Source organism: Azospirillum sp. UENF 312511 (genome assembly GCF_058780635.1).
Genome location: NZ_JBSNCG010000001.1, coordinates 732,130 through 747,887, shown reverse-complemented (window position 1 = coordinate 747,887; position 15,758 = coordinate 732,130). Strand labels below are relative to the sequence as shown.

Genomic DNA, 15,758 nt, shown 5'->3' with positions numbered 1-15,758 from the left:
AAAATGGCGGTTACGGACGGCATGACGGCAGGCGGCAGTGGCACCGGGGCACAGTTCCTTCGACAGGCGCATGGTACAGGCCGCGGCCCGACCCGCAGGTCGAATGGCGCCCAGCCAATCCCATCATGAGAGGTATCGCAAAACGGCCGTTGCTGAAATACCGATGCACCCAGGCATTTAAAGCCGAAACCCCATGAAACCGAAACCGGCCACGCTGCGAAGTATAATCGGCCATCGGCGCAACAACGACTCAGAAATTCGCAACAAGCTTCATCAATCGTAAATCCTATAGAAAATGTGGCTTTAACCTCTCAATCAAGGATATAGCCCATACTTGGCGCAGACCACCGAACGTGGCGATTTCAACAGAGATCGCTAATAGGCAGAGCGCCCGGAACCGCCCGATCACAGGCGAATTTCCGGACGCTTCCAACCCTTGCAGCCGATGGCACCCGATGGGCCGTGGCGCTGAACGCGGTCAGGCCATCGCCTTCATCTGCTTGTCCATGCGGGCGAGCACGGCCATCACCTCCTTGCAGCGGCTCTTCACGTCCTCGTCGGTCTCCGGGATGCCATCCTGGGAGGAGATGTTGCGCCAATCCTTCAGGAAAGCCTTGAGTTCCGGCATCTTCGGCAGCTGGGTGCCGACGCCGCGGATGTCCTCCTTCCACAGGTCCTGGTAATCGCTCACCGTCTTCGCCGTCTTCAGCTTCTTCGCCAGCGACAGCATGTACTTCTCCAGGATCTCCCGACCCTTGGCGCGCACCTTGTCAGCCTTCTCGATGGCGTCCTTCATGCCCTCGTAGTCATCGACGATCTTGTCGCCGAGCGAGGACTGGTTGAAGGCGACGAAGAGCTGATCGGCGGTCTTGGCCACCTTCTCCGCGTGGGCGGCGGAGTCCTTCGGGATCAGCTTGTTCGACTTGAACCTCTTCGCCGTCGCCTCGGCCAGATCGCGGAGCTTCTGGAGCTGGGTGCGCAGCGGCTCGACCGAACGCTTGTACTCCGCCCGCGCCTCGTCCAGCAGCGAGTCGAGGTCGTCCAGCGTGGCGTTGCTGGGGGCGTTCACCGACACGCTCAGCGTCTTCCAATTGATGGCGCCGTGCGCCTTGTCCACCGCCTTCATCGCATCGCCGACGCCGGTCTTGCCGGCGATCTTGGCGATGGCGCCCTTCTTCTTGTCCCAGTCCTTCTGGGTCAGGATGTCCGGGATGTCGATGCGCTTCAGGGGACCACCCATGTCTCAGCTCCTCCGCTTAACCAAACATTCACCCTATCGGTCTGCATGGTAGGAGGCGGGCGCGCCCCTCGGAATCGGCGATTGCTCCTCTCCCACCACTACCGGAACCGAATGGGTCCAAAACGGCGGCTTCGCTCTCCGCCTCGTTTCAGCGGCCGCCCACCAGCTGCACCACGCCCTTGCAGACGGTGGCGAACTCCTTGATGAGGTCGGTGATCTGACGGGCGGTGTAGTCGGGCGGCACGCGCATCGGCGGCCCGTCGCCGCCCTGCCCGGCCCAGGGGGCGAGCTTCCGGCGGTAGAAGTCCGGATCGGCGCGCAGCCCGTCCAGCGCCTTCGCCGCGGCGAGCTGGGTGGCGAGATCGCGGGCCAGCGCCGGGAACAGCTCGTTGTAGGTGTCCGGCGTCGGCTTGGCGCGCACCTTGGCGACCCCGGCGGCGGCGCGGGCCAGCGCGCCGTTGATGTTCGCCTCCCACCGCTTCTGCGCGCGCTCCGACGAGGCGGCGTCCTTCTCGGCTTGGCCGGCTTGCGCCTTGAAGCGGTCGGCGTCCGCGCCGATGTCCGCCTCCAACTCGGCGAGGTCCTTGGCGAGCGCCTTCATCGCCCGCTCGCAGGCCGCCGCCGCGGCCTTGTCGCCACGGCTTGCCGCATCTTCGTCCAGGGCCTTGTCGAGCGCGGCCAGATAGGCCTTGCGCGCCTTCACGGCGTCCTTCCCCGCGGCGGCAAGATCCTTCGCGGCCTCGTCACCGACCGTGCCGGCGCGGTGGACGGCGTCGCCGGCCTTCAGCGCCTTGACCAGCGCGGCATCGCCGTTCAACGCGGCGGCGACCGCCTTGGCGTCCTTCGGCCGATGCTTCGCCGTTGCGGCCTCGAAGCGCTTGCGGGCCGCGGCCCAGCGCTGCTCGTAAGGGACATGCGCCATCGCCGCCCGCCCGCTCCGACGCTACGCGACGGTCGGCTGGAGGCGGTCCTCCAGGGAGCGGATGGCGGCCCAATCGCGCTCGAAGACGGCGCGGTCCGGATGCGCAAGATAGATTTTCGCCAGCACCTGCGTCAGATCGAGCGTCGGCACCACCTCGTCCCCGACCCGCGGCACGAGGCCGTAGCCGCGCACACTCGCCATCCCATCCAGAATGGAGAAATCCGGCAGCGCCTCCACCCGGCCCGACACCAGCACCGGCAGATAGAGGACCATCGCGTCGGCCTGGAACCGGTAATGGCCGTCGAGCAGCGGCCCGACCGTCGCCGCCCCGTCGAAGGCGTCGACCAGCAGATCCACCTGATCGTGCCCGGTGCCCGCCGCGATGCCGGTGGTGGAGCCGGCCGGCCCCATGGCGCGCGCCGCGATCTCCACCAGCGCCGGTCCGCGCGCGGTCATCCGCACCTCGGCATGGCCGGCGCCGTCGGTGATCTCCAGCGCGTCGAGGACCCGGCGGATGTAGGCCATCAGCGCCTGCGCCACCGGCTCCTCCGGCGGCAGAAGCCGGTAGTAGTCGTAGACGAAGGGCGACCCGTTCAACGCCCGCTTGGCCGACAGCAGCACGTCGCAGACATAGTGGCGCCCGCCGCGGCTGACCGTGTTGACGACGTATTCGAGACCGTCCAGGTAGGTCTGCACCAGCACCCGCTCGTTGGCCGACCCGCAGAAGTCGCGGCTGCCCAGGATGGCGTCCACGGCGGCGCGCAGCTGCGCGGGGGTGTCGCAGAAATAGACATGGTCGGTGGAGGCGCTGGCCATCGGCTTCGCCACCACCGGCCAGCCCGCCTGCGCCGCCCACTCCACCGCCTCCGCGGCGCCGGTCGCCATGGTCTGGCGGGCGGTCAGCAGGCCGGCGGCGGCCAGCCGCTCGATCATCATGAACTTGTTGCGGCGCGCGGCGGTCAGCTTCGGGCTGTTGCCCGGCGTGCCCAGGACGGCGCCCAGCGCGTCGGTCAGCTCCACCGCGGACTCGTTGCCCGGCAGGATGAAGGCCGGGGCCAGCGGGCGCAACCGCTCGGCCAGAGCGTCGAGATCGCCGTCATGGAAGATGTGCGCCGCGAAGTCGTCGGGCTGGTAACTGCGCAGCAACGACGGGGCGAGGTCCGGGCGGCTCTGCACCGCGATCACCTCGTAGCCCCGCGCGCGCAGGCGTGGCGCCAGAAGGATGCCGGTGGAATAGGGATCGACGACGACCGCCGTCTTGCGGGAAGCGCTCACGGCGTGACCTCCAGCGCGGCATCCTGCGGCACGACGCCCTGAAACGGAGCCGGCACCGCCTCCACCGGGCGTGCGTAGGTGACCAGCGGCACGGGGCCGTCCAGTTCCACCGAACGCCCGATCCAGCCGGCCTCGATCACCGCCCTCTGCTCCTCCAACTCCGGCACGGCGAAGACGCGCTCGCTGCCCGGCACCCAGGCGGGCGGCGCCGCGCCCAGGTCGCGGTGCAGCAGATAGCGCAGCCGGCCGCTGGCGTGCATGACCAGCACCCGCCGCACCAGGAAGCCGCCGGCCAGCAGATTCGACAGGCTGCGCGGGTTGGACAGGGCGACGCGCGAGAACAGATGCGGGCGCCCGGCCCCCAGCGCGTGGAGGGTGCGCAGAGTCACCAGCAGCCGTTGCAGCCCGTTGCCGCGGAAGTCCGGATGGACCATGCAACTCGCCATGTGGGCGGTGGCGGTGACGGCGGGGCGCGTGCCCGGCAGATCGTCCACGAAGGCCGGCATGCCCGGCTGCGGCAGGCCCAGGATGGCGCAGCCGATCAGCCGCCCCTCGGCCTCCAGCCCCAGCGTCACGCCGCGCTCGCCCAGATGCAGTCCGGCGAACTCCGGCGTCTCCGGGAAATAGGCGTCGATGTCCGGCAGCTGCCCGAAGATGTAGCCGCGGAACGCCTCCAGCGCCGGCAGGTCGGCGGGGCCGAGGAAACGGATGCGGTAGGGAACGCAGACCGGCTCGCCGCGCCGGACGCGCAGCATGCCCGTGTGGACCGTCTGTTCGGGGGATAAGAGGACCGTCATGTCAGGCGTCCTGCACGATTTCGGCGATGTTGAGCAGGCGCATCGGCGGGTAGAGGTCCAGTTGCTTGGCCGCCCCGATGCGCAGCAGCAGGGAGAAGCGGTTCAGCGTCTCCACCGGAATGCCGTCGGCGGGCTTGGCCCCGGTCAGGATCTCCACCGCCTTCAGCCCGGCGAAGCGCCCGACGTTGACCGCCGGGCTGACCAGCCCCATCAGCAGGTTGGCCCGGCGGATCGGCAGCTCGGTGGAGCAGAAGGTGGCCAGCCGGTGGGCCAGCGCCTGCTCCGCCACGACCGCGTTGTTGTTGGAGGCAACCAGCGTGTCGGGCCCGATGTAGACCAGCTCCGCCCCGGCGCGCGCCGCGTCGGCGATCAGGTCGGGGATGGCGGCGGCGACCGGCGCGCCGGAGGCGTCGCGCGGCAGCGCGGCGTCGTGGATCTCCACTCCCTGGCGGGCGGCCTCCTCCTTCAGATCGCGCACGGCGACGACCATGTTGTCCTCCGCCGGGTTATAGACCGCGGCGATCTTCTTCCAGCGCCGGTAGGACAGCATCGTCTTCATCTGCACCGCGGCTGGCGCGATGTGCCGCGTGCCGGTGACCGCGCGCCCCGGACGGTCGAGCGCGCGCACGACGCGCGACGCCACCGGGTCGGTAACCGAGGTGAAGACCACCGGCACATCGGTCAGGAAGCGCGACGGGTCCGGATCGTCGTAGCGTCCGACCGCTCCCAGCGTCAGCGGCGTGAAGACCGTCACCACCAGATCGGGCTTGGACGCCCGGATCTCCGGCAGCAGCGCCGGCATGGCGGAAGCCTGCGGCACCTCGCGCACCTCCACCGTGGCGGACAGGCCGCTCGACGCGATGAAGTCGCGCAGGCCCAGCACGTCGCCGACATCCTTGCGCGGGGTCAGCACGACGATGTGCGCCGGCTTGGCGGCGGTGAAGGTCCTGGCCGCCGGACCGAAGGATGGCTGCGCGAAGGATGGTGCGGCCCCGGCCAGCAGAGTTCCGGCGCTCAGGGCTCCCGTCAGGACGGTGCGGCGGGACAGGCTCATGCGGGGGTCCTCTGCGGGAAGTCGGCGGGCGGGCGCGGGCGGAACAGGGCGCTCAGCAGAAGCTGCACGGCGACGCAGGCCGCCAGCACCGCGCCGATGCCCTTCAGCGCCCCGGCGTAGCCGTAATGGGCCAGGAACAACCCGGCCAGGAAGGGGGCGACGACGGAGCCCAGCCGCTCGATCAGGCGGAACATGCCGATCACCGTGGTCTCGCCCAGCGCCGCCCGCTCCTTGACGCAGACGTCGGCGAGCATGGCGAGCTGCGGCGCACCGAGCATGGCGTGCGCCACCCCCAGCAGGGCGACCCCGGCCAGCGCCGTGCCGAGCGACCCCGGCATCGACAGCACCCAGGCCGCCCCGGCGGCGACCAGCCCGCCCGCCACCAGGAAGCCGATGCGCTGGCCCGAGCGGTCCGACAGCTTCGCGGCCATCGGCGACACCACGATCATCAGCAGCCAGTAAAGCAGCAGCACGCGCCCGATCCAGGATTGGCTGACCCCCTGGTCGTCCAGCGCCAGCGGCAGCAGGAAGAACAGAAGGGCCGTCAGCCCCAGCTTGGCCGGGACCGCGCTGAAGACGGCCAGCCCGACGAAGCGCGGGTTGCGCAGGCACAGCACGGCGTCGGCCAGACGCAGGCCGCGGCTGGATTTCGCCTGTGCCGCGCGCACCCGCGGCAGCACCTGCCACGCCATGAAGGCGGCCAGCAGCGCCAGCCCGGCGGAGATCAGGAAGGTCGTGCGGAAGCCCACCTGCCCGGCGATCACGCCGCCGATGGCCGGGCCGCAGACACCGGCGCTGAGGATGCCGCCGGCGTACATGGCGATGGCCTGGGCGCGCTGCTTGGGGTCGGTGGCGTCGATGACGAAGCCCTGAGCGGCGATGAAGACGCTGGCGTAGCCGACGGCGGTCAGGCAGCGCGCGACGATGAGCTGGATGAGGTCGGTGGCGAGGCCGGAGCCGACCAGACCGACGAAGGAGAGCAGCGCTCCGCCGAGGAACACGGCCCGCCGCCCGCGCCGTTCCGACACGCTGCCGGCGATCGGCTGGCTGACCGCCCAGAGCAGCATGAACAGCGCGATGGGAGCGCCGATGACCATCTCCATCGACAGGCCGGGCACCGGTTCGAACAGTTGCTTGATGTAGACGGACAGGAAGGTGCGGGTCAGCTCCTCCGCCAGGGAGAAGATGAAGATGGCGAAGCGCAGTTCCACTACCCGCTGCATCATGCCGATCTTGGTCATGGCCTGCTCGGAGGCGGTCATGTCGGCCTTGTGCTGCACGCTGTCCAGCGCCCAGTCGACGGCGCGCGACAGCTCGCCCACCTCGTCGCGGTTGCGCAGGGCGACGCGCACGCCGAGATGCCCGTCGGCGGCCTGCTTCATCACCGCCGTCACCCGGCGCAGCGGCGCCGCGACGGAGGAGCCGACAACCAGCAGCAGAATCTCGATGTTGAGCAGGATGGCGACGATCAGCACGGAGCCGAGGTCGAACACCACCTCGTTCATGGCTGAGCGGACATAGCCGGAGTCGACGCCGACATGCAGCCGCGCCTCCTCGTTGCCTTCCAGCGGCAGGACGGTGTCGAGGAATTGCGGAGACTCGCCCTCCGGCGGGGCGTCGGCCACGGTCAGGCGGTTGCCGGACCGCGCTTCCTCGGTCCCGGAGAAGGCGTGGAGGCGCCCGCCGATCTCCAGCGCCAGATACTTGACGTCCGGGTTGGCGGCCAGCGCGTCGGACAGCAGCTCGTCCACCCCCACCAGCTTGTCCAGCTCGAAGCCGAGCGCCACCGCGCGGTCGATCTGCGCCACCACGTAGGACCCGACGACCTCGGCCTTGCGGGCCAGCTCCGGCTCGATCAGCGGGCGGAACAGCGTGTTGACGTGGTTGGTCTGGACGGCGAGGCTGACCAGCATCAGGACGGACACGACGCCCGTCAGCATCCAGTTCAGGCGGCGGATGAAGGACAGCTTCATGGCGTGACTCCCGCCGGACGCGCGGCTTCCGCCGCCGGACCGGCGGGCTGGGGATGCCCCTCCTCCGCGCCGTGCTGCTGCTGTTCCAGGATGCGGTCGGCGAAATCCTTCAGGCCGGGGGCGAAGGCCACCAGCTCCGGGGTCAGGTTGGGCGGCTCGCCCATGCCCAGTTGGTTGATGCTGGCGGTCATCTCGCGCAGCCGGCGCTGGATCGGGCGCAGCAGCAGCCAGACCGCGACCATGGTGACGAGAAGCCCGGTCACCAGATTGATGCCGCCGGACAGCAGCAGGTCCGGAATGGTGCCGCGGATGCCCGCCTGCACCTCGCCCAGCGAATAGGTCAGGGCGACACCGCCGGCCACGCCGCCGAAGGCGTTGCGGATGCCAAGCAGAAGCGCTTGGCTGTCGCCATCGGCGACGGCCGCCACCCGGTCGGACTTGCCGTCGCGGGCGAAGGCCGCCTTCCAGCCGGCGGGGATCGCGCCCACCGGCCCGCCGCGGCCCGCCGCGGCCAGCACCTCGCCGGTGTCGGTGAACAGGACCAAGCCGGTGATGCGGTCGTCCCGCGCCATTGCGCGCTGGATCAGCGCGTCGAGATTGCGCAGGGCGGTGATGGACACGCCGAGGCTGACCGCGCCTTCGACCTCCCCCGCCAGCCCGCGCAGGGCGACGGTGAAGCGGGACGCCACGGTGTCCTCCACCATGCGCTCCATCTTCAGATAGGAGAGCGCCGCGGTGGAGAGCAGCGCGAAGCAGAGCGCCACCTGCAGCAGCAAAATGATCTTGGTCGTCAGGGTGAGGCGCATGGGTCCGGTGCCGGCAAGGGGTGCGGCCACCTTACGCGCATCGCCCGCACCGCCGTTTCCGAGACGGGTCCAGTCTGGAGAGGACCCCGGCGACATGGCTCCGCTCCGGCCCGACCCCTCCCGACGCGCACCTTTGCCCACCGCACCGCAACCGGAAAGGGCAATCCGTTGAATTTGACTTATCAAATCAAGAATAGTCGACGGCGCGCTTCTGCGGTTTTATGCCGTTCCGCCTAATCCATCGAATTTTTGCGGAATTTTGAGACATTTATCGATCGCTCTATTTTGGACCATGATTGCATCCATGATGGTTTGCTTTGCGTGGTAATCCTTAAGCACAGCATTCCATGCACCCAACGGGGGAAGGGCTTCGATGCGGATCGAGTTGGAGCGACCCTTGGCGTGGCCGGTGCGTCCGGTCCAGACCAGCGCCGGCCTTCATGTTTCGGCGACGTCCATCCTGATCGCCTGCGCGGATCGCGCGCTGGGCATCGGCATGCACGACGCCTTCGAACGCAACGGCCACCGCATCCACGTCACCCACGACCCCATCGCGGCGCTCGACACGCTGGAGGCGGACGGCAGCATCGGCATCGTGGCGGTGGAGTTGGCCCTGCCCCATTTCGACGGGCTGGCCCTGGTCGAGCGGATGCGCAAAAGCGTGCAGCGGCATCTCCAGGTCATCGTCGTGGCACCCGACGCCACGGCGGCGGACGTCGTCCGCGCCATGCATCTGCGCGCGGCGGATTTCGTCAGCGACCCGCAGGACGGCAGCCAGCTCCACGGCGCCCTCGCCCGCGCGTTGGCCGCCCATCAGGCGGCGGCCCCGCTGCCCGCCCCGCCCGCCCCGCCCCCGCCCGCCCCGCCCCCGCACGCCGGCAACGGCGAGTTGCAGGGCGCGCTGGAGAACGCCTACCGCCACGGCCTCGCCCTCATCGAAGCGGTGAAGGCCCTGCGGCAAAACCAGCCGGAGGCTGCCGCTCCGGCTCCGGTCACCGCACAGGCCGTCCCGTCGCCGATCCCCGCCGCGGCGGGGGAGAACCGTCGGCTGGCGGTGTTGAGGACGCTCCAGCAATCCCGCGTCGCCCGCGACAAGTATTTTCCGAAGGGGCTGTTCGAGGACCCCTGCTGGGACATGCTGCTGGACCTGATGGCCAACCATCTGCGCGGGCGGCGGATTTCCGTGTCGTCGCTGTGCATGGCCTCGGGCGTTGCCCAGACCACGGCGCTGCGGCGGATCACCGAACTGCACGACCGCGGGCTGGTGCGCCGGATCGCCGACGAGAAGGACGGCCGCCGCGTCTTCATCGAACTGACCGAGCAGGGGATCGCCGCCCTGTCCGGCTATGTCGAGCACATCCAGGAACTGACCTGACCGGGCCGGACCGGCGCGAATTGGCCCGGTCCGGCGGGTTTCCCGCCCAGACTGCTTCAACCGGGACCCGTCCCGGATCGACAGCGCACCCCGAACGCGGCCAACATCGCGGTAAGGAACGCCCTGCGCGCAGGACGGCGGAGACCCGATGGCCGACCAGAAACTGAAGGATGTGATCGTCGTCGCGACCCCCACCGAGGGGATCGGCCCGACATCCTCCCTGCCCACGCGCCCGGCGACGCCCAGCGAGGAGCCGGACCGCCAGCGCATGGCCGAGCGGCTGCGCGCCCAGGGCTGGAGCTACCGCCGCATCGCGGAGGAGCTGCAAGTCTCCTACATCCTGGTGTCGCGCTGGCTGGGGGGTGACGGCGCCACCCCCGGCGGTCCGCGCCCGCCGCCCGCTGCCGCCGCGCCCTCCCCGCTGCCACCGGCACCCGGCGGGACGCGGACGGCCAAGACGACCAAAGCCGAGAAGGCGGCCGCCAGCGCGGCGGCTGCCAGCGCCGACGAGGACGTTCTGGCGCTCCAGTTCCGCGCCTTCGAGCAGTATGTGCGCGAGGTCATCGATGCGATGGAGACGCGGCACGAGTTGCTTCTCCAGCGCCAGGAGGAGTTGATCCAGGCGCTCGACACGGAACGCGCCGCCGCCCGCGTGCGGGAGGAGGAACTGCTCGCCACCCTCGACCAGGAGCGCCAGCGCTGGAGCGAGGCCGAGGATCGCTTCCGCGAGGAGCTTGAACGCTTCAAGGCGGAGATGCGCCGCGGCCAGGGCGCGGCGAGCGCGGTCGCCGTTGCCGCCACGGCCCTCGGCGGTGGCGAGGAGAATGAGGAAGAATCCTCGGATTTCTCCGCCTTCAGCTTCGACGACGATGAGGACGAAGCCAAGGACGACGATGCGGGCGGCGGTGACGCCAACGCCTTCAACTTCGATGATGACGAGGACGAGGACGGCGGCAATCCCTTCAGCTTCGATACCGACGACGCCGAGGAGAAGACCGAAGACGAAGCGACCGAACTCGGCCGACAGCGCCGACGACGGCGACGACCCCTTCAGCTTCGACGATGACGAAACGGAGGAAACGCCCGAGGACGCCTCCGCCAAGACGGATGCGGAACCGGACGAGGACCCGTTCTCCTTCGATACCGACGATAATCCGGACGAGCCCAAAGCCGAAGCCGAGCCGGCCGGAACCGCAAAGGCCGACGCCGAGGACGATCCTTTCTCCTTCGACGACGAGCCAGAGCCGGAGCCCGAACCGGAGGCTCCGCCGAAGAAGAAGGGGCTCTTCGGCTTCTGGCGCAAATGACCGCCCTGCCGAGTCCCTGAGAAGAGCGCCGGCGCACACGTTTGCGTGTTGATAGCGCCCCAATGGCGGTTGTATGAATAGGCGCATGACTCAACCGCGCCGCACCCTGTCCGCCGCCGAGCGGTTCGACTGGCTCCGACTCATTCGAACCGAGAATGTCGGGCCGATCACCTTCCACCGCCTGCTGGAGCGGTTCGGCAGCGCCGGCGCCGCGCTGGAAGCGCTGCCCGACCTCGCCAAACGCGGCGGGCGGACCAAACCGCTGCGCATCGCGCCGAAGGCGGACATAGACCGCGAACTGGCCGCCAACGACCGCATCGGCGCCCGCCTGATCTGCTCCTGCGAGCCCGACTATCCGGAACCAATGGCGGCGCTGGACGACGCGCCCCCGGCGGTGTCGGTCCTCGGCCATCCGCATCTGCTGCAACGGCGCGCGGTGGCCCTGGTCGGAGCGCGCAACGCCTCGATGAACGGCAAGAAATTCGCCGAGCGGCTGGCGCGGGAGCTGGGCGAGGCCGGGCTGCTGGTCGTCTCCGGGCTGGCGCGCGGGATCGACACGGCGGCCCACGCCGGGGCGCTCGGCAGCGGAACCGCGGCGGTGGTGGCGGGCGGCGCCGACGTCGTCTATCCGCCGGAGAACGAGAAACTCTACCGCGACATAGTGCAGCAGGGTGTGATCGTGGCGGAAAGCCCGGTCGGCACCACGCCGCAGGCCCGCCATTTCCCGCGCCGCAACCGGCTGATCTCCGGTCTGTCGCTGGGGGTGCTGGTGGTGGAGGCGGCGCTGCGCTCCGGCTCCCTCATCACCGCGCGCATGGCGCTGGAACAGGGGCGGGAGGTGATGGCGGTGCCCGGCTCCCCGCTCGACCCGCGTTGCCAGGGCACCAACAATCTTCTGCGTCAGGGGGCGGCCTTGGTGGAGGGGGTGGACGACGTGCTGCGGGCGCTGGACAACCTGTCGCCGCCGACCCTGCGGGAGCGCCAGGGCGACCTGTTCGCCCAATCCCGCCCCGCCGTTCCGTCCGAGGCGGACCTTGAATCGGCGCGCGCCGTCATCCTGGAAAACCTCGGCCATACGCCGGTTGCCATTGACGAACTCGTCCGCGGGTGCCAATTGTCCGCTCCGGTGGTGTTGACCGTGGTGCTGGAACTTGAGCTTGCGGGCCGTGTCCAGCGCCAGCCTGGGAATCAGGTGAACCTGATCTGATCCCGATCCGCACCGCCGGTGTATGGGATAGGCACTTTCAGGGGCGCGGACTCTTGCCGGGCAGCAACGTCGTCATCGTCGAATCGCCGGCCAAGGCGAAAACCATCAACAAATACCTTGGCTCGGACTACACCGTGGTCGCCAGCTTCGGCCATGTGCGCGACCTTCCGGCGCGCGACGGATCGGTGCGTCCGGACGAGGACTTCGCCATGGACTGGGAGCTGGGCGACCGCTCCAAGCGCCACATCGACGAGATCGCCAAGGCGGTCAAAGGGGCCGAGCGCGTCTATCTCGCAACCGACCCGGATCGCGAAGGGGAAGCCATCGCTTGGCATTTGTCGGAGCTGCTGCGCGAAAAGCGGCTGATCGACGACTCCAAGGTCCAGCGCATCACCTTCAACGAAATCACCAAGAGCGCCGTCCAGGCCGCGCTGGAGGCTCCGCGCGACGTCTCGCGGGAGCTGGTGGACGCCTATCTGGCCCGCCGCGCCCTCGATTATCTGGTCGGCTTCACCCTGTCGCCGGTGCTGTGGCGCAAGCTGCCGGGCTCCCGCTCGGCGGGCCGCGTGCAGTCGGTGGCGCTGCGCCTGATCTGCGAGCGCGAGTCGGAGATCGAGGTCTTCAAGCCTCAGGAATACTGGACCATCGAGGTGGGCTTCGCCACGCCGGGCGGCGCCTCCTTCACGGCCCAGCTCACCCAACTCGACGGCAAGCGGCTCGACAAGTTCGCCCTGCCCGCCCGCGAGGCGGCGGAAGCCGCGGTGGCGCGCATCAGCCCGCAGGCCTTCTCGGTCGCGACGGTGGAGCGCAAGCAGAGCCGCCGCAACCCTTCCCCGCCCTTCACCACCTCGACCCTGCAGCAGGAAGCCTCGCGCAAGCTGGGCTTCGGCGCCACCCGCACCATGCGGACCGCGCAGCGGCTGTACGAGGGCGTGGACATCGGCGGCGAGACGGTCGGCCTGATCACCTACATGCGAACCGACGGCGTCAGCCTGTCGCAGGAGGCCATCGAGGGCGCCCGCAACCTGATCGGCTCCCATTGGGGCGAGCGCTACGTCCCGGCCCAGCCGCGCGTCTACAAGACCGCCGCCAAGAACGCCCAGGAAGCGCACGAGGCCATCCGCCCGACCGACCTGTTCCGCCGCCCGGAGGAGGTCGCGACCTACCTGGAAGGCGACGAGCTGCGTCTGTACGAGCTGATCTGGAAGCGCACGCTGGCCAGCCAGATGGAAAGCGCGGTGCTGGATCAGGTGGCGGTGGACATCGCCTCGCCGTCCAAGGACGTCGTGCTGCGCGCCACCGGCTCGGTCGTCGTGTTCGACGGCTTCCTCAAGGTCTATCAGGAGGACCGCGACGACGGCGCCGCCGATGACGACCAGGAGCACCGCCTGCCCGCCATGGAGCAGGGCGACGCCCTCGCCCGCGGCGACATCAGCCCGGAGCAGCATTTCACCCAGCCGCCGCCCCGCTACACCGAGGCGAGCCTGGTCAAGAAGCTGGAGGAGCTGGGGATCGGCCGTCCGTCCACCTATGCCTCCATCCTCCAGGTGCTCCAGGACCGCAACTACGTGCGGCTGGACAAGCGGCGCTTCATTCCGGAAGACCGGGGCCGTCTGGTCACCGCCTTCCTGAAGAACTTCTTCAACCGGTACGTGGAGTACAACTTCACCGCCGACCTGGAGAACAAGCTCGACGAGATCTCCGACGGCCGGATCGACTGGAAGACCGTGCTGCGCGACTTCTGGCGCGCCTTCCACGTCGCGGTGGACGGGACCAAGGACCTGACCATCACCCAGGTGCTGACCACGCTGGACGAGGAGTTGGGGCCGCACTTCTTCCCGACCAACGCCAACAGCGACACGCCGGGCCACGACCCCCGCGTCTGCCCGGTGTGCAGCCAGGGCCGGCTCGGCCTGAAGCTCGGCAAGATGGGCGCCTTCATCGGCTGCTCGCGCTACCCGGAATGCCGCTACACCCGCCCGCTCGCCGTCGCCAACGACGAGAACGGCGAGGCGCAGGAAGGCCCGCGCGAGTTGGGCAACGACCCCGAAACCGGCCTGCCGGTGACCGTGCGGCGCGGTCCCTACGGCGCCTACATCCAGCTCGGCCCGCCCCCGGTGGCCGCCGCCCCGGCTGAGGCGGTGGTCGAGGAAGCGCCCGCCGACGGCAAGAAGACCAAGGGCAAGAAGAAGGTCAAGGTCGAGGCGCCGAAGCCCAAGCGCGTCTCCCTGCCCAAGGGCATGGCCGCCGCCGATGTGGACCTCGACACGGCGCTGAAGCTGCTGGCCCTGCCGCGCAGCATCGGCAACCACCCGGAGACGGGCGAGGACATCAGCGCCGGCATCGGCCGCTTCGGCCCCTACCTGAAGCACGGCAGCGTCTACAAGTCGCTGACGCCCGACGACGACGTGCTGACCATCGGCATCAACCGCGCCGTCGACCTGCTGGCCGGCGCCGCCAAGAAGGCGTCGGCCCCGGCCAAGACGCTGGGCGACCATCCGAAGACCGGCAAGCCGGTCACCACCGGGTCCGGCCGCTTCGGTCCCTACGTCAAGCACGGCTCCGTCTACGCCTCCATCCCCAAGGGCACGGAAGCGGACAGCGTGACGCTGGAGCAGGCGCTGGAGCTTCTGGAGGCCAAGGCCGCCAAGGACGCCGCCAAGAAGGGCAAGGCTCCGAAGGACGCCGAGCCGGCGGCGGCCGACGGTGCCGAGGTGCCCGCCAAGGCCGAGAAGGCGACCAAGGCCAAGGCGACCGCCACCAAGAAGGAGCCGGCCAAGAAGGATGCGGCGAAGAAGGCCGCTCCGAAAAAGGCGGCCGCCAAGAAGGAAGACGCAGGGGACGAGGAAAAGCCTGCGGCCCGCAAGCGGGCGTGACGCCTTACTTCATAAACATCGACAACGCCATCTTAACCCTCTCCCCTCGGGGGAGAGGGTGGCCCACAGGGCCGGTGAGGGGGTTGCGCGTGTCACTGCGTCCGGCACAAGCGCAACCCCCTCACCCTAACCCTCTCCCCGGAGGGGAGAGGGGATAACTGCCGCTCTTGACTCCCTACCGCACCCAACGCATGACGCCGCTCTCGAACGGCGTCCAGGCGCCCATGGTCACTCCGGCGGCGCGCAGGGCCTTGCCGGTCCATTCGTTGCAGGTCTCGACCGGGCTGTAATGGCCGACCGCCTCGTAAAACAGGTCGGTCGCGCCATAGCCACTGCCCGGCAGGGGCATCACCCTCCCCGCTCCATCCCGGCGGAAGCTGCCGCGCACGAAGGCGGCCAGGGCACCGTACTGGCCCTCGTCCAGCACCACCATCCCGCAGTCCGGGCTCCCCGCCGGGCGATGCAGAGTGTAGACATGCATCACCGACGGCCCTCGGCCGAACAGGGCGGACAGCGCCGTGGCGAGCATCAGGTCCGACCATTGGCGGGTTTCCAGATAAAAGGCGCGGTCGCCCCAGCCGAAGGAGCGATGGCTCGTCCAGGGGCCGACACCGGGAAAATCGCCGCCCGGCAGGTCGATGGTCCAGTCCACGGTGTCCGTGACGGCGGGAAGCACCAGATCGGTGTGAATTCCGTTGGTGCAGACAAAGACCTCCACGCCCTCCGGCACCGCCGGCCGCCCCTCCACCGCGTGGCGTGAGAGAAGCATAGCCGCCAGCAGGTAGGCTCCGGCCGCAAGCGCCGGAACGGCCAAAACCAGCAGCACCCCGTTCCGCACGATCCTCATGGATGCGCCCCCGCCACGCCCGGCACGGTTCTGGCGCGTCTTTGTGGCGGAGCCATGGCGCGGCGGTTGGATTCGCCAC

Annotated in this window: 12 protein-coding genes; 4 read left to right on the top strand and 8 right to left on the bottom strand. The window is 69.4% G+C overall.

What is annotated here, in order from left to right:
* Positions 1 to 478 precede the first annotated feature (478 nt).
* The 7 genes from ACWPN7_RS03340 to ACWPN7_RS03310 all read right to left on the bottom strand — a co-directional run bounded on the left by ACWPN7_RS03340 (position 479) and on the right by ACWPN7_RS03310 (position 8,067).
* Complete coding sequence (locus tag ACWPN7_RS03340; protein ID WP_040134380.1) at positions 479 to 1,240, bottom strand: hypothetical protein; 762 nt, start codon at positions 1,238 to 1,240, stop codon at positions 479 to 481.
* Between the two features lie 148 nt (positions 1,241 to 1,388).
* Positions 1,389 to 2,162 (bottom strand): hypothetical protein, encoded by a 774-nt coding sequence (locus ACWPN7_RS03335; RefSeq protein WP_040134381.1) that lies wholly within the window; start codon positions 2,160 to 2,162, stop codon positions 1,389 to 1,391.
* Positions 2,163 to 2,183: 21 nt separating this feature from the next.
* Complete coding sequence (locus ACWPN7_RS03330) at positions 2,184 to 3,437, bottom strand: ATP-grasp domain-containing protein (protein WP_459196667.1); 1,254 nt, start codon at positions 3,435 to 3,437, stop codon at positions 2,184 to 2,186.
* Complete coding sequence (locus ACWPN7_RS03325; RefSeq protein ID WP_051658260.1) at positions 3,434 to 4,234, bottom strand: GNAT family N-acetyltransferase; 801 nt, start codon at positions 4,232 to 4,234, stop codon at positions 3,434 to 3,436. Before ACWPN7_RS03325 ends, ACWPN7_RS03330 begins: the two co-directional genes overlap by 4 nt.
* Position 4,235: 1 nt before the next feature.
* Positions 4,236 to 5,288, bottom strand: a complete 1,053-nt coding sequence (locus ACWPN7_RS03320; protein WP_459196666.1) for an ABC transporter substrate binding protein — start codon at positions 5,286 to 5,288, stop codon at positions 4,236 to 4,238.
* Positions 5,285 to 7,261, bottom strand: a complete 1,977-nt coding sequence (locus ACWPN7_RS03315; RefSeq protein WP_459196665.1) for an MFS transporter — start codon at positions 7,259 to 7,261, stop codon at positions 5,285 to 5,287. The genes ACWPN7_RS03320 and ACWPN7_RS03315 overlap by 4 nt, the downstream gene beginning before the upstream one ends.
* On the bottom strand, positions 7,258 to 8,067 hold the full coding sequence (locus tag ACWPN7_RS03310) for a hypothetical protein (protein WP_040134384.1): 810 nt from the start codon (positions 8,065 to 8,067) through the stop codon (positions 7,258 to 7,260). Before ACWPN7_RS03310 ends, ACWPN7_RS03315 begins: the two co-directional genes overlap by 4 nt.
* A 373-nt stretch (positions 8,068 to 8,440) precedes the next feature.
* Between ACWPN7_RS03310 and ACWPN7_RS03305 the strand changes: the two genes are divergently transcribed.
* From ACWPN7_RS03305 to topA, 4 genes are all read left to right on the top strand, one after another.
* Positions 8,441 to 9,442, top strand: coding sequence for a response regulator (locus ACWPN7_RS03305; protein ID WP_459196664.1), 1,002 nt, complete (start codon positions 8,441 to 8,443; stop codon positions 9,440 to 9,442).
* 148 nt (positions 9,443 to 9,590) lie between these two features.
* Entirely contained in the window at positions 9,591 to 10,508 is a 918-nt protein-coding gene (locus ACWPN7_RS03300; RefSeq protein ID WP_492273109.1) for a helix-turn-helix domain-containing protein, read from the top strand.
* Between the two features lie 326 nt (positions 10,509 to 10,834).
* Positions 10,835 to 11,956 carry a DNA-processing protein DprA gene (dprA, locus tag ACWPN7_RS03295; protein WP_040134387.1) on the top strand — a complete coding sequence of 374 codons (1,122 nt, stop codon included), beginning with the start codon at positions 10,835 to 10,837 and terminating at the stop codon, positions 11,954 to 11,956.
* Between the two features lie 53 nt (positions 11,957 to 12,009).
* The gene (gene topA / locus ACWPN7_RS03290) at positions 12,010 to 14,832 is read left to right on the top strand and encodes a type I DNA topoisomerase (protein ID WP_459196662.1); all 2,823 of its coding nucleotides are present in this window, start codon (positions 12,010 to 12,012) and stop codon (positions 14,830 to 14,832) included.
* A 175-nt stretch (positions 14,833 to 15,007) separates the two neighbouring features.
* Here the strand turns inward: topA and ACWPN7_RS03285 are convergent, their stop codons facing one another.
* A complete protein-coding gene (locus ACWPN7_RS03285) occupies positions 15,008 to 15,679 on the bottom strand; it encodes a TIGR02117 family protein (protein ID WP_459196661.1) in 672 nt (223 codons plus the stop codon).
* Between the last annotated feature and the right edge of the window lie 79 nt (positions 15,680 to 15,758).

Coding starts and splice junctions, on each gene's coding strand:
- ACWPN7_RS03335 (WP_040134381.1), bottom strand. CDS start 2,162: ATGGCGCATGTCCCTTACGAGCAGCGCTGGGCCGCGGCCCGCAAGCGC.
- ACWPN7_RS03305 (WP_459196664.1), top strand. CDS start 8,441: ATGCGGATCGAGTTGGAGCGACCCTTGGCGTGGCCGGTGCGTCCGGTC.
- dprA (WP_040134387.1), top strand. CDS start 10,835: ATGACTCAACCGCGCCGCACCCTGTCCGCCGCCGAGCGGTTCGACTGG.
- ACWPN7_RS03310 (WP_040134384.1), bottom strand. CDS start 8,067: ATGCGCCTCACCCTGACGACCAAGATCATTTTGCTGCTGCAGGTGGCG.
- ACWPN7_RS03340 (WP_040134380.1), bottom strand. CDS start 1,240: ATGGGTGGTCCCCTGAAGCGCATCGACATCCCGGACATCCTGACCCAG.
- ACWPN7_RS03285 (WP_459196661.1), bottom strand. CDS start 15,679: ATGAGGATCGTGCGGAACGGGGTGCTGCTGGTTTTGGCCGTTCCGGCG.
- ACWPN7_RS03300 (WP_492273109.1), top strand. CDS start 9,591: ATGGCCGACCAGAAACTGAAGGATGTGATCGTCGTCGCGACCCCCACC.
- ACWPN7_RS03320 (WP_459196666.1), bottom strand. CDS start 5,288: ATGAGCCTGTCCCGCCGCACCGTCCTGACGGGAGCCCTGAGCGCCGGA.
- ACWPN7_RS03315 (WP_459196665.1), bottom strand. CDS start 7,261: ATGAAGCTGTCCTTCATCCGCCGCCTGAACTGGATGCTGACGGGCGTC.
- ACWPN7_RS03325 (WP_051658260.1), bottom strand. CDS start 4,234: ATGACGGTCCTCTTATCCCCCGAACAGACGGTCCACACGGGCATGCTG.